This is a genomic window from Pectinatus haikarae, assembly GCF_050916305.1.
GTDB lineage: Bacteria > Bacillota > Negativicutes > Selenomonadales > Selenomonadaceae > Pectinatus > Pectinatus haikarae.
On record NZ_CP116940.1, the window covers coordinates 799,026 to 813,191 of the forward strand.

General features: G+C 40.1%; 12 protein-coding genes. 6 read left to right on the forward strand and 6 right to left on the reverse strand.

What is annotated here, in order from left to right; translation table 11 throughout:
* Positions 1 to 62: 62 nt before the first annotated feature.
* The 3 genes from NXG61_RS03870 to NXG61_RS03880 all read right to left on the reverse strand — a co-directional run bounded on the left by NXG61_RS03870 (position 63) and on the right by NXG61_RS03880 (position 3,427).
* Positions 63 to 2,051: a methyl-accepting chemotaxis protein gene (locus NXG61_RS03870; protein WP_196604123.1), complete on the reverse strand. Its 1,989-nt coding sequence runs from the start codon at positions 2,049 to 2,051 to the stop codon at positions 63 to 65.
* A 350-nt stretch (positions 2,052 to 2,401) separates the two neighbouring features.
* Positions 2,402 to 2,833, reverse strand: a complete 432-nt coding sequence (locus NXG61_RS03875) for a flavodoxin (protein WP_196604122.1) — start codon at positions 2,831 to 2,833, stop codon at positions 2,402 to 2,404.
* Positions 2,834 to 2,854: 21 nt separating this feature from the next.
* A complete protein-coding gene (locus NXG61_RS03880; RefSeq protein ID WP_196604121.1) occupies positions 2,855 to 3,427 on the reverse strand; it encodes a DUF3793 family protein in 573 nt (190 codons plus the stop codon).
* Positions 3,428 to 3,647: 220 nt separating this feature from the next.
* On the opposite strand from NXG61_RS03880, the gene NXG61_RS03885 reads away from it, so the two are divergent.
* From NXG61_RS03885 to NXG61_RS03905, 5 genes are all read left to right on the forward strand, one after another.
* Positions 3,648 to 3,854 carry a 50S ribosomal protein L9 gene (locus NXG61_RS03885; protein ID WP_196604120.1) on the forward strand — a complete coding sequence of 69 codons (207 nt, stop codon included), beginning with the start codon at positions 3,648 to 3,650 and terminating at the stop codon, positions 3,852 to 3,854.
* 122 nt (positions 3,855 to 3,976) lie between these two features.
* A complete protein-coding gene (locus NXG61_RS03890) occupies positions 3,977 to 4,459 on the forward strand; it encodes an HMA2 domain-containing protein (RefSeq protein ID WP_231038522.1) in 483 nt (160 codons plus the stop codon).
* Positions 4,460 to 4,472: 13 nt separating this feature from the next.
* A complete protein-coding gene (locus NXG61_RS03895) occupies positions 4,473 to 5,060 on the forward strand; it encodes an HMA2 domain-containing protein (protein ID WP_196604119.1) in 588 nt (195 codons plus the stop codon).
* On the forward strand, positions 5,051 to 7,204 hold the full coding sequence (locus NXG61_RS03900) for a heavy metal translocating P-type ATPase (protein ID WP_307223306.1): 2,154 nt from the start codon (positions 5,051 to 5,053) through the stop codon (positions 7,202 to 7,204). The genes NXG61_RS03895 and NXG61_RS03900 overlap by 10 nt, the downstream gene beginning before the upstream one ends.
* A 644-nt stretch (positions 7,205 to 7,848) precedes the next feature.
* Positions 7,849 to 8,394, forward strand: coding sequence for an NADH peroxidase (locus NXG61_RS03905; protein WP_196604116.1), 546 nt, complete (start codon positions 7,849 to 7,851; stop codon positions 8,392 to 8,394).
* 91 nt (positions 8,395 to 8,485) lie between these two features.
* Here NXG61_RS03905 and NXG61_RS03910 read toward each other — a convergent pair whose 3' ends face one another.
* From NXG61_RS03910 to NXG61_RS03920, 3 genes are all read right to left on the reverse strand, one after another.
* Positions 8,486 to 9,304, reverse strand: coding sequence for an undecaprenyl-diphosphate phosphatase (locus NXG61_RS03910; protein ID WP_196604115.1), 819 nt, complete (start codon positions 9,302 to 9,304; stop codon positions 8,486 to 8,488).
* A gap of 215 nt (positions 9,305 to 9,519) precedes the next feature.
* Positions 9,520 to 11,271 (reverse strand): ABC transporter ATP-binding protein, encoded by a 1,752-nt coding sequence (locus NXG61_RS03915; protein ID WP_307223303.1) that lies wholly within the window; start codon positions 11,269 to 11,271, stop codon positions 9,520 to 9,522.
* Positions 11,268 to 13,016 carry an ABC transporter ATP-binding protein gene (locus tag NXG61_RS03920; protein WP_231038519.1) on the reverse strand — a complete coding sequence of 583 codons (1,749 nt, stop codon included), beginning with the start codon at positions 13,014 to 13,016 and terminating at the stop codon, positions 11,268 to 11,270. Before NXG61_RS03920 ends, NXG61_RS03915 begins: the two co-directional genes overlap by 4 nt.
* A gap of 124 nt (positions 13,017 to 13,140) precedes the next feature.
* Here NXG61_RS03920 and NXG61_RS03925 point away from each other — a divergent pair, with 124 nt between their 5' ends.
* Positions 13,141 to 14,007 carry a LysR family transcriptional regulator gene (locus NXG61_RS03925; RefSeq protein ID WP_196604114.1) on the forward strand — a complete coding sequence of 289 codons (867 nt, stop codon included), beginning with the start codon at positions 13,141 to 13,143 and terminating at the stop codon, positions 14,005 to 14,007.
* The last annotated feature ends 159 nt before the right edge of the window (positions 14,008 to 14,166 follow it).

Below are 14,166 nucleotides of genomic sequence, written 5' to 3' on the forward strand. Positions count from 1 at the left end.
CGAAGCTTTGTCCTTGATCAATAGGGGGAGTATTTAACAGCTGGAGATATTATTAATAAAAATTATATCTTAAATGCATTTATGGATTCTTGCAGTTCCTGTGCCATTTGCGCCAGACTTTGGCTGGCGGAAGCTATTTCATCCATTGAAGCCAGCTGCTGCTGGGCGGCAGCTGAAACCATCTGTGATTCATCGGTGTTTGATTTGCCCACGTTGTCAATGATTTTTACGGAATTATTCAGTCTTTCGCTGTTGGCGGCAATTTCCTGCAAAGCGGTATGAATATTTTTTATTCCTCCTGTACTGGTATGGATTAGATTTGCGATCTGCTTTAAACTGTTGCCCACGGTATTGACACTGTCAACACCTGATTTTACTTTATCATTACCGGCAGTCATTGTCAGTACGGCAGACTCCGTATCCTGTTGAACTGTAAGTATCTCTTCGGATATTTTTTGGGCAGCGGATTGAACTTCTTCGGCTAATTTTCTGACCTCTTCGGCAACAACGGCAAAACCGCGTCCCTGCTCTCCGGCACGGGCTGCCTCGATAGCTGCGTTCAGCGCCAGCAGGTTTGTCTGGGCAGCTATACTGGATATGGTTTCAGTTATCTGGCCGATCCTTTTAGACTGCTCACCAAGCTTTATGATGACATTAGTTGAATCCTGTACCGATACTTCTATTTCACGCATATTTTTTACCATAAGATCAACATCATTGCTTCCATCGTCGGCATATTTTGCGACCTGTACGGATTCGTTAGCCACAGTTACACTGTCATTGACAATTTTTTCAATTGTGGTATTCATCAAATTCACAGTTGATGAAACTTCATCAGTGGATATTGTTTGCTTTTGAATACCGGCTGCCACAGTGGTAATAGAGTTTGCCACCTGGTTGGCGGATTGAACTGTCTGAGAAGCACTTGCAGTCAATTCTTCACTGGAAGCGGCGATGTGTTCGGATTTTTCCTGAACCTTTTTAATGAGAACATACAATTCGTCACGCATTTTATTGAAACCGGAAGCCAGAAGTGCTATTTCATCTTTGCCTGCTATTTCTATCTTTTGAGTGAAATCACCTTTCGTAATTTTCTCTACGTGATCAGATAAGATTTGCAGAGGTCGTGTAAATTTTTTTGCCAGTAGATTTGTGGCTATAAATACTACGACTAAAGCCAGAATAGTTCCTACAAGGAAGATCCATTTCAGTGAAGCAAGAGGAGCATAAGCAATGGCCGTAGGAATATTTATACCCAATATCCATTGGGTGGACGGAATTTTTTCAAACACGAGCAGAAGTTCTCTGCCATCCATAGAATATGTGGTCATACCCTGGAGCTGGTCAGAACTGTTCAACTGATCAAGAGCTGTGCTGAGAGGTTTTAAAGAAGCGGTTTCTTTTATGTTTTTATTTACGGCATCTTTATCAGGATAAGCCATTACTGTGCCTTTTGTATTTATGAGAAAGGCGAAGCTGTCATCAAAAGGTTTTATTTGGTTTACTGTTTTTAAGATGGTATCAATAAGTACATCCTCGGATAATATACCGCGTATTTGGCCAGTGCTGTTTTTCATAGGGATGCCTATCGGCAAAGCCATTTTATTGGTTACTTTATCCAGATAAGGTTCCCCAAAGGTAAGTTTGCCGGCGTTTAAGGTATCTTGATACCAGGAACGTGTACGGGCATCAAAATCGGCAGGAGGAGTCCAGCCGGAACCGTCGACGATAGAACCGTCGGCAGCATTGCCGAAATACAAATCGCTTATATCATTGTCGGCATTTTTAAAGCCGCTTACCATAGAGAACGATATAGGACCGTCTTTGGAAAATTCATCAATGGTTGCAGCCTTGGTCTTTATCACGGCAGCTTTACTGGAAAGCCAGCCGTCAAGCTGATTAGATGTTGATACCACAATTTCTTGTGCTCTTGCTTCAATTTGTTCTTTTAACGTGTTTTCTGCATAAAAATATGCTGTACATGAGATCGCGATGACGACCACTGCCATAAGCAGTGAGAAGACAAGAGTCATTTTGCTTTTTAAATTCATTTGAAATACCCCCCCCGATTCATTTCTCAGGATAATAAAAAAAGACTTGAGATAACAGGACTTCTCAGTCTTCTTTGACAAAGATTATTCGTTTTTGCTGGTCATTGGGTATAGCCATATCACCGCAATAAGCAGCAGAAAATTTTATTGATATCAATAAAATTTAGGTGAAAACTAAAATTATCAGAAACTTTTACTACATAATACAATAATTGGTGAACATTGTCTATATATAATATGTTAATTTATGGAGATTTTAAGTTCGGATAATAAAGATAACCTGAAGCATTTACTGCTTCAGGTTATTTTTATTATATTAAAATTAGGGGGATATTGTAAATGAAATGGTATTAAGCTTGCGCAAAAAGCATGCCAAAGGTGCTGCAAGTTTTTTTGTCATTTTCATCAGGGGTATTATGTACGATTAGACCTTTATCGTCAAATAAAGAAACATTATCTTTTTTTATCCTGTCCTGCCATAAACGCATCCATTCTCCGTCGCCCCAGTCATAGGAACCAAAAAGAGCTATAAGTTTGTCATTCAATTTAGATTCCAATGCTGAAAAAACAGGTTCAAATTCATCTTGTTCAAGTTCTTCAGCACCCATTGCGGGACAGCCAAAAGCTATTTTTGAAAATTCATCTATGCGGTCAGCGGGGAACTCAGAAACCTGGAAAAGCTCATAATCATTGCTGGTTTGGCTTATTCCTTCGGCGATAGCCTGCGCCATCTGTTCTGTATTACCGGAAGCACTCCAATAAATAATTGCAATTTTTCCCATGATATTACCTCTTTTCTTTAATCAAACAGCTGTTTCAATAATATTTTCAAGACTTTTGCCCTCAGCAAGGGAAGAGCAGAACTTGGTGCAGCATTTTGTGTATTGCGAAAATAGTCTTTCTGCTGATTCAATATCTGAATATACTTTCCATTGTCCGCAGTATTTAAAATTCTGGCCGTTGTTTTTGATAAATCCTTCAACATCGGGAAGTGGATAACCCAGAAAAAGACCTATTTCATGGGGAAATCCTTTTTGCAAATGCATGCGTATCTTCAAATAACGAAGACAGGAAATAACACTGGAAAAATCCTTATAACCATAGGATTTCAAAAAAGTCTGATTATCGGCTTCTGAAAGAATTTTGGCAAGGTTGGTTTTGTGATAAATCATCAGTAAACGATAGTTTTGTGAATCAGATACGGTAAACATAAAAACATCATTGCAACTCAGGCATTTCCTATATTTTTGCTGTATTTGCCTGAAATTATTTATTTTGTTTTTATTTATTGAAATTAGGTTGCCGGATTTTATTCCCGCTAATGTAGGAGCACAATGAAATGCAAGTAAATGTTCAAATTTCTTAAAAGATTCCATATATCCGCCTCCAGATAAATGATAATGATTTTCAATAACAATAAAATTATAATATAAATGATAACTATTTTCAATAACTTTTTCAAAAAATATAAAAACATTGTTGATGTTGATTATTAAAATATATATAATAATGTTATGTGCATGTAAAAAACATTCTATTTTTGGAATATTTTTTATAATATTGTAATATTTTATATAAAAGCAAGGGGGATTTTTTATGTTTTCCAGAGGAGATTTTTGGATCGGAATGGCTGTCGGAGTAGTTGCAGGAATTGTGGGTTATAAATATGCAGCAAGCCGCAGCGCTGCTTTTCAGCCTGCAGCCGTGGGAACAACAGAAGTACCGATGGCTGATCTTATCAGACAGAAGGAAGAATTAGAAGATATGATAGCCGCACAGGAAGCTGCAAAGCAGGAAAAATAATAGTTTTTATTTATTTGGGAGAGATGCTAGATAATTTAGTGCGGCATCTCTTTTTTTATAAAATAAACTAGTTAATCCGATTTTTGATTTGCTGATACTGCTTCTGGAAGGGAATGATCATCATGCAAAAAATGCCTTTGGGATTGCCTCTTTTAATAAGCATGGGAGGGACGATTTTTTCTTTGGCAGGTAGACGCGGCATGCATAAACATTGGGGAGTAATTTTTACATGTCTTTCATTTTGGCATGTTTATCAATACAGAAGAAAAATATATAAAGATTTTTGTGACTTGACGGAGGAACTAAAAAAGGTGGATATATTTGCATCATTTTTGCCTAATAAAGATTTGGCTTCAATAGTGAAGAAAGCGGAGATTGCTTCATATATACCGGGACGGATAAGAATATACAGCCGGCAGTTGGTTAATAATGGCTATGCCGAAGGTATGCTGCAAAAAATGATAAGCAGATATAAGGAAATTGATGACGTAAGGATAAATATTCTTACAGGTTCGGTGCTTATAGAATATCGGCCGGAGATACTCCGCAAAAATAAAGAATTGGCTGATATTGAAACATATATACAAACTAGGATAAAAAGATAAGGGAGGCATGTATATGTCATATGCTGCTGGGATGGTATTGGGGATGAGCGTCGGGCAGAAAATTTTTGAATTATTTGCGAAGGGTGTACCGGTGACTGAAAATAAAATCATCAGTGTGGTTCCTCAGGTAAAACTTGTGCATTCACTGCAGGAACGCCGCCGGTACAGTATAGCTGCATTGAAAGATAACGCAGGTCTGGCTGCTGTATTGGAAACATATCTGATAAAATTGGATTATGTAAAAAAAGTAAATGCGAATGCAATTACAGGGTCGCTTATAATTGAATTTTCCCGTGATGCCAAGAAAATAGATGAATTAATGGATTATTTAGCAGAACACGTTTTTGGTGTGGCTGATTCTGCAAAGAAGAGAAAAAATATCGAATTAGCCAGTCTTGGCAGCCAAATATATGATTTCTTCATTTTCTGGGATAATTATTTAAAAGAAAAAACGGCTAATGCGGTCGACCTGCGTTCTTTTACAGCGTTCATGTTCATGGTTACAGGATTACGAAAGCTGTTGTTGCAAAAACAGCTGCCAGCGGCACCGCAGCTGCTGTGGTGGTCATTTTCTTTGCTTAGGAGATGGGGATGCCGATGAAAAAGTATTTTTTCAGACGGATTGCGCTAACTGTTCCGATGAGCAGACGCATGCAGCTTGTAATCTGCATGCGTCTGCAGGCAGCTTCTGATATTGCTTTTGCCAGTATAAAAAATGGAACACTGACAGTATATTATGAAGGCATATGGAAGAATAGCTGGTTGAATGACGCAATGAGCGGCAGACCGGTAGAAATCGTTCCCCGAAAAATTAAAGGAAATAGGAATAAGGCTGCCGATTTGAAGGCAGTAGAAAATCAGACAGAAAAATTTGGACGGGAAGCTTTTGTTTCTTTGGGTGGATTCGTTTTTTTTCAGGTAATGAAGCGTTTTTTCCCACAATTTTATATTAGCATGAGATTGCTGCGCAGTGCATTTGTTCTATTTTCTGCACGTAAAATCATTCATGACGGATTCAATAGTGTTGTAAAGGACAGAGAAGCCAATGCCGATACGCTTACGGCCACTGCCGTAATAGCCTCGGTGATTGCAGGGAAACCGGAATCAAGTCTGACCTTGCTGAGCCTGTCAAATGCAGCGGAAATGCTCACAAGTTATGCTGCGGAACGAGCAAGAAAGCATATATCGGATCTGCTTAGTCTTGACCAGCAGTTTACATGGCGTATAGATACCGACGGAGTGGAAAGACGCACCGCAATTGAGGATATACGGCCGGCAGACAGGATATGTGTGCATTTAGGCGAAAAAATATGTATAGACGGTATTGTGACGGAAGGCAGTGCTGCTGTTGACCAGGCTTCCATCACAGGGGAATCGCAGCCTGCAATGAAGCATAAAAATTCGCGTGTGTACGCGGGTACTGTGGTGCAGAATGGCAGTCTTACTATTTTAGTGGAAAAAGTTGGTGACGATACGTCTATCGCACGTATCGTTCATCTGGTGGAAGAAGCGCAGACGCGCAGGGCTCCGGTGCAGAATTTTGCCGACCGCATGGCAAATATGCTGGTACCTGTTTCCTTTATAGGCGCGGCATTGGTGTATGGAGTTACACGGGACTGGCAAAGAGTAATGAATTTACTGTTTATAGATTTTTCCTGCGGATTAAAGCTGTCAACGGCTACTGCGGTTTCTGCTGCTATTGCCAGAGCTGCTAGGCAGGGGATTTTGGTAAAAGGCGGCAATTATATAGAAACACTTGCCGATATCGACACTGTGGTGCTGGATAAGACAGGAACAATTACCCTTGGCATACCGCAGATTGCTGCTATTCATACGACCGGAGAAGTAACTGAAAAAGAACTGCTTCTATTGGCCGGATCAGTGGAAATGCATTCTATTCATCCTTTGGCGGTAGCTATTCAAAAGTATATAAAGGACAAAAAATGGGAAGCTCCGCCGCATATTACCACAGAAACGGTGGTAGCCAGAGGTATAAGAGGACTGGTGGATGATTTTGCCGACGGCAGCGGCGGTAAAATCATCGTTGGCAGCCGTCGGTTTATGCGTGAGGAAAATGTAGTAAACTATAATGAAATAGATGAATTTAGGCATACATCCGGCTCCTCTGTTGTATATATAGCTCGTGATGATAAATTTATCGGCTGTCTGGAAATAAATGATCCTATCAGACCGCAGATGAAGCGGACTCTCAATCAGCTCAGACGGCGGGGAGTTGATGAAATAGTGATGCTGACCGGTGATACGGAAGAGGCAGCGAAGGAAGTAGCCTTAAAAATGGATCTTGATTCTTATTATGCCGAAGTGCTGCCGGAGGATAAAGCTGATATTGTACGTCATCTTCAGAAGAACGGGCGTGTTTTGATGGTCGGGGACGGAATAAATGATGCTCCTGCGCTTTCCTTTGCCGATGTTGGGGTCGCACTTGGCGGGCGGAGGACAGATATTGCTGTGGAATCATCGGATATAACCATAAATTCGGATGATCCGTCTAAACTTATGGAGATAACACAAATAGGTGACGACACAATGAATATGATCAGGCAGAATTTTACGGCAACGATCACCTTAAATTCAATTGCCATGGTGCTGGGGGCATTGGGAAGAATAAATCCGCTTGTTGCCGCAATTGTGCATAATGCGGCGACATTGGCTGTGGTCCTGAACAGCGGGCGTATTCTGATTTCTCTTGAAAAAGGAATACTGCCGTCCGGAAACAGGAAATAGAAAAAATTTTATTGTTTGGCAGATATTGAGAAGCATCGCGTATTTTTAAAATATGCGATGCTGTTTTATTGTGTCTTGTGATAAAAATAGTATTATGGAAAATTTACTTTCCTCTTATATACATATTATGAATATTTTTGTTGATAAGTGGATAAAAATGTGTATAATTAAAGAAAATTTTTTTATTGTAAAAGCCGGGCTATAAATATTATGTATCGATAAAAACCAAACAATAAAGCCTGTTATCATATATAGTTGTATCAAAAAAGATTAATGCTTGAAATATTAGTTATCCACAGGGATAAAAAATATATTGTGGATAACTATTTGCAGAAGCCTTTTTAATAATATAGTTAAAAACTTGTTAAAACTTATACACAAAGTTATAAACATCCTGTGGATAAGTTTTAAAAGAATAACAGGAAAGTGATTATTATTTAATATAAAAAATTAAAAAAAAGTAAATATTTAGATAGAAAGCATAAGATTGAGAAATAAAGAGTATATGCAATGAAAATACTATAAAATACGCATATACAGGTGTTTAAAAATAAATGAATTATGATTATAATATGATACATAAAGATAAATACAGCTGATAAACAAGCTGGATAGTACTACATATAAAATTGGAGGAAATTATTATGAAGAAATGGGTTTGCAGTGTTTGCGGATATGTATTCGAAGGAGAAAAAGCACCGGAACAATGTCCTATATGTAAGGCACCTGCTTCAAAATTCATCGAACAGTCCGGAGAACTGATCTTTGCTGATGAACATCGTGTGGGTATAGCAAAGGGCGTAGATGAACGTATCATAGAAGGACTTCGTCAAAATTTTAACGGTGAATGCTCTGAAGTGGGAATGTATCTGGCTATGAGCAGGGTAGCTGAACGAGAAGGTTATCCTGAAATTTCGGAAGCTTATAAGCGCTATGCCTTTGAAGAAGCCGAACATGCATCCAAATTTGCCGAATTGCTGGGTGAAGTGATAACAGACAGTACTAAAAAGAACCTTGAACTTCGTGTTGCTGCTGAACATGGCGCATGCCAGGGAAAACTAGATCTTGCTAAATTGGCTAAAGAATTGAATCTCGATGCCATTCACGATACTGTGCATGAAATGGCAAAAGATGAAGCCCGCCATGGCTGCGGCTTTAATGGTCTGCTCAAGCGTTATTTCGGCAAATAATTTCTTAACGAATTCTCCGCTATTTGTAATAGTTCCTATAAATATGAAATGAAAAAACTGTATGTCCATCAGAGGGCATACAGTTTTTTCATTATATAAGTTTGCTTATTAAAATTATACCGCCGAGCAGCCAGCAGTAAACGGCGAAAGGAAACATTGCTGTATATTCATTTTTATGGAACCATCGGGTCATCAGCCACACACATAGGAAGGCCGCCAGGGCCGAAATGATGCCGCCTATGATAGCTGTATGGAATGTACCTGTGATACTGTTATTCAAGAGATGAGGAACTTCCAGAATGCCGGCACCAAGGATAACGGGTGCTGCAAGCAGCATGGAAAAGCGCAGTGCCTCATCGTGGCGCAGCCCGGCAGCAAAACCGCCTGTTATCGTTGTACCGGAACGGGAAAAACCCGGAATAAAGGCCAGACACTGAAAGAGCCCTATCATAAAGGCTTCTCTGTAAGAAAGGTCGTTCAATGTCTTTGTACCTCGCTGCCTGAATCTTTCGCCTCCATAAAGGAAAAAACCATTTATCATCAGAAAAATGGCTGCAGTGGTTACATTGCTAAACATAAAGCGCAGGTTTTTTTCGAATAAAAAGCCGATGATCACAGCAGGCAGAGTGCCAATAATTATTAAATAAAGCAGATGATTGTCGGTAAATCTGCCGCGGCACAATTTGCTGATAATATCTTTCCACTCATTATTGAAAAAAATAAAAAGAGAGAGAGCCGTACCTAAGTGGAGCATGACCATAAATGGAAGAAAATTTTCTTTTAAGAATACAGGATCTAAATTCCAACCGAATACATATGGAGTGAGGACACTATGAGCAAGGCTGCTTATCGGAAAAAGCTCGGTGATCCCCTGCACGAGAGATAAAATTAATGTTTGTATAAAATCCAAGGCAATACTCCCTTTATATTTATTTTATCCGATAACTAACCCGCTCTAATGCTCCCGCTTCTGCAAGCGGTGAGTAAAGAGCGGCTAACTCCATGGATAATTTCGACTACTATTCAGGCGGCGTCAAAACACCGTCTGAATTAAGTCTCCATTTACCCCCATTATATATTCTTCCTATGAAATTTGTATGAAAGAGGATAATAATTTCATGGCAGTCATATAGAAAGATTTTCCTGCGAGAATTGACTGTTATATAGTTTTGAATAATAGCCGTCTTTATTTAAAAGCTCTTCATGTGTGCCGCATTCCACAACATGTCCCTGATCCATTACTATTATTTCGTCTGCTTCGCGAATAGTTGACAGGCGATGAGCAATGACGAAACTCGTGCGTCCATTCATCATTTTAAGGAAAGCCTTTTGGATACGCAGCTCGGTACGTGTATCAATATTGCTTGTTGCCTCGTCCAAAATAAGTATGGGTGGATCTACCAGCATGACTCTGGCAATAGTCAGAAGCTGTTTTTGACCCTGTGAAAGATTGCCGCCGGCATCTGTTATGATAGTTTCATATCCCTGAGGAAGCCTGCGTATGAAACTGTGGGCGTCAGAAGCTGTAGCAGCCGCTATTATTTGTTCATCTGTTGCATCTGGCATGCCATAGGCTATATTTTCACGTATAGTACCGGCAAACAGCCAAGTATCCTGCAGTACCATACCAAAATTACGGCGTAATTCACTGCGGGAAAAAGAGGTTATATCTCTGCCGTCAATTAATATACGACCTTCGTTCAATTCGTAAAAACGCATTAAAAGGTTGACAAGAGTCGTTTTTCCGGCACCGGTGTGACCGGCTATGGCTATTTTTTTCCCGGGGGTTACTTCAAGGTTAAAGTCCTGTATCAGCGGGCGCTTTTGGTCATAGGCAAAGCTTACATGTTCAAAAATTATATGCCCTTTGAAGTTGACAGGTGAGGATGATTCCGGTCTGTCAGCTTCGGCAGGAAGATCCAGAAGGTAAAAAATTCGTTTAGCTGAAGCTGCCGCACTTTGCAGTTGGGTAAAGACTGCAGTTATATCGTTGAACGGTTTTGCAAAAAGACTGGAATAAATGAGAAAACTGGCTATGTCACCTACGGTTATTTGTCCCAGTATGGTAAGAACACTGCCGCTGACACCGATTATGGCATAGGTAATATTGTTGACAAGTCGTGTGGAGGGGTTTGTGAGAGAGCCGAAAAACTGTGCCCGTACTCCTTTTTTATATAGTTCCTGGTTTAGAGAACGAAATTTATCGAAGGATCTGTCTTCGCAAGTGAATGCTTTAATTACGTTTTGACCGGCAATGCTTTCTTCAGCATAGCCGTTTAAAAGACCAAGATAACGGGCTTGAGCCTTAAAAAGGCTTTGTGTTTTTCTGGTTATGAAGCGGGCCATAAAATATGTCCCTATAGCAGAGATGATAACAACCACTGTCATTTGGAAACTTATATACAGCATAAAACCGATGGCACCGAAAATGGTGACGATACCTGTCAGAAGATTTGCCATGCCTTGGACCATGCCGTCAGAAATTGTATCGACGTCATTGATGAAGCGGCTTACAATGTCACCGTGTGAATTGTGATCGTAAAAGCTGATGGGTAATTTATTGATTTTGTCGAATACTTGATGACGCAGATTATTTGCGGTCCGGTATGATATTTCATTTGTGCAATAGGTCAGAATCCAGCTGAAAAGGCTGTTTAAAATGTAAATTACAGATAATAATTTTAAGATGACAAGCACTGAGTCGAAATTTACCATTCCAGGACCGAGCATAACATCCACGCTGCGTCCTATATAGAAAGGACCGAGTAAACTGGCTATGACACTTATGAGAGCCGATGACAAAGATGCGGCAAAATAACCAGGATAGCAGGTAAGATAGCCGATGCAGCGCTGGGATAAAGTTTTTTTCATTTTCATGCGTATGCCTCCTCTGATGAAAGCTGTGACAGGCAGATCTCACGGTATACTTCGCAGCCATTCATCAATTCAGGATGAGTGCCGCAGCCAACTAAAAGACCATCATCAAAAACGAGAATTTTGTCAGCATGCTTTATGGAGCTGGCCCGCTGGGAAACAATTATAACCGTGCTTTGTGTATAGTTTTTGTTGATGGCAGTGCGTACGGCAGCATCAGTAGCAAAATCGAGGGCACTGGTCGAATCGTCCATGATAAGTATTTCAGGATTTCCGACCAAAGCGCGTGCTATAGTCAGCCTTTGTTTTTGACCGCCGGAAAAATTTAGTCCGCCGCGTTCTACTAATGTTTTGTATCCTGCCGGCAGTTCATCAATAAATTCCGAGGCTTGTGCTATTTGAGAAGCCTTTTTGAGCTCTGACAGAGAGGCATTATCCTTGGCCCATCGCAGATTTTCTTCGATAGTACCGGTAAATAGTAAAGATTTTTGTGGAACTATGCCGAATTTTTTTCTAAGCAGAGGAAGCTTCCAGTCACGTACATCAACACCATCTACAAGCACCTGTCCTTCTGTCGCGTCATAAAATCGCGGCAGCAGATTTATAAAGGTTGATTTACCGGAGCCGGTACTGCCGATGACACCGATAGTTTCGCCATGGAGAATATCAATATTCAGATGTGACAGAGCCATATCACCTGTACGGCTGTATTTAAAAGACACATCATGCAGGCTTAGAAGTGGAGCGCTGCTGTTTTTGATCATATGTGGTGCATCAGCAGGTGATTCGGGCAGGGATGAGACAGTATCAAGCACTTGAGTGACACGGGCGGCAGAGGCGAATGCTTTGGTAAAGATTACGACCAGATTGGATATAACGATAAGCGCCAGCAGGATCTGCGTCACATAATTGGCGAAGGCGATTATCTGACCTTTGGCAAGTGTTCCTTCATTGATATGGCTGCTTCCAACCCAAAGGATCATAATTATCACGGCGTTCATAATAAAGGTAGTAAGTGGATTTAAAAGGGCAGAAACATGACCTATTTTCAAGGCATTATTCATAAGATCGTCATTTGTTTCAGAAAAACGTTTCTTTTCTTTTGTAATTTTGGCGAAGGCTCTTATTACTCTGACACCGGATAAATTTTCCCGCAGTACAGCAGCCGTTCTGTCAAGCTTTTTTTGATATGAACTGTAAAGAAAGGAAGAACGCTTAACAATGAAATATAAAATCAGGGCAAAGATCGGTGCCGCACCCCATAGTATGACAGAAAGCCGCAGATCAAGCATCATAGACATGACTATGGCACCGATGCAAATGAAGGGTGTGCGTATAACAAGCCTTATAAGCATGGCTACTGCAAGCTGGAGCTGGTTGATATCATTTGTTATTCTATTAATGAGTGAGGCGGTCCCCAGGGCATTAAGTTCTGAGTGGGACAATGTCTGCACATGCCGGAAAACCGCATCGCGTAAAGTGGTGCCAAAGCCCTGTGAAGCTCTTGCTGCAAAATACTGGCATACCATTGAACAGCAAAAACCGAGAATGGACATGAACAGCATCCAGCCGCCCATGCGGAGTACATAGTTCATATCATGTCTGGCTACGCCATTATTGATTATGAACACCATCATGGTGGGCAGGAGCAATTCTAAAATGGCCTCAAATAATTTAAATATCGGGCCTATGAAGCATTCCTTTCTATAGTTTTTCAGGAAAAAAGCCAGTTTAAGCAAAATGATCATACCCTTCTGCAATTTTTTAATTGTAATTAATAATGTTTATTAGTATGATTATAATATAAAAAAATACATATTAAAAATATTTAAAATATAGTATGACATATAAAAAAAGTATGGGAGAAAATATATGGATATACGGCAGCTAAAATATTTTATTACTATAGCAGAAGAAGGGCAGATAACAGCCGCTGCAAAAAAGCTTTGGATGGCACAGCCGCCGTTAAGCCACCAAATGAAATTACTGGAAGATGAATTAGGTGTGGTCCTTTTTGAGCGGGGACCGAGACAGATCCAATTGACAGACGCGGGGAAGATATTGTTCAATCGTGCCAGACAGATAATAGAATTGTCTGATTCAACGATAAAGGAAATAGAGGATTTCAAAAGAGGTTTCAAGGGAACGCTGAATATAGGGACAGTATCTTCTTCAGGGAATATTTTATTGAACGAAGGAATAGCAAAATTTCATAAGGAATACAGCGGGGTGAGGTTTGAAATACACGAAAGCAATACATATACGCTTATTGATTTGCTCACCAGAGGTCTTATTGAAGTCGGAATAGTCAGAACACCCTTTAAAAATGCCCTCTTTCACTGCCGCTATGCAGAAGAAGAGCCTATGGCAGCTGTTATGGATAAAAAGTATGATTGGCAAAGCGGTACAAATATCAAACTGGAAGAATTGAAGGGGAGACCGCTGATAATTTACAGACGTTTTGACAGACTTATAGAAGATGTTTGTGCATTTCATGGTTTTTCACCCGAAGTTTTTTGCCGCACAGATGATGCGCGCACTTCAATACTTTGGGCAAATGCCGGACATGGTATTGCTGTGGTACCGGCTTCTGCTGTGACATTGGCTTCCCATGAGAATCTGCGTGTGAAAATAATTGAAGAGAAAAGGCTGCGTACACAGATAACGGCCATTTGGATGAAGGGTCGTTACTTATCGCTGCTGGCTGAAAAGTTTATAAACCATTTTACGGCCATATAAGGAGGATATTTCAGGCATGAAAGAGAAAAATAAACATACTCAGCCAATCTGTGCTGAGATTTTTATGACATATTGCAATTATAGTTTCGCAGCCTGATGCAATACAGATCTTCTGCTGGCTGATTTTTTGTTATTTGTCTGATATTTAAGGAAAAGTAT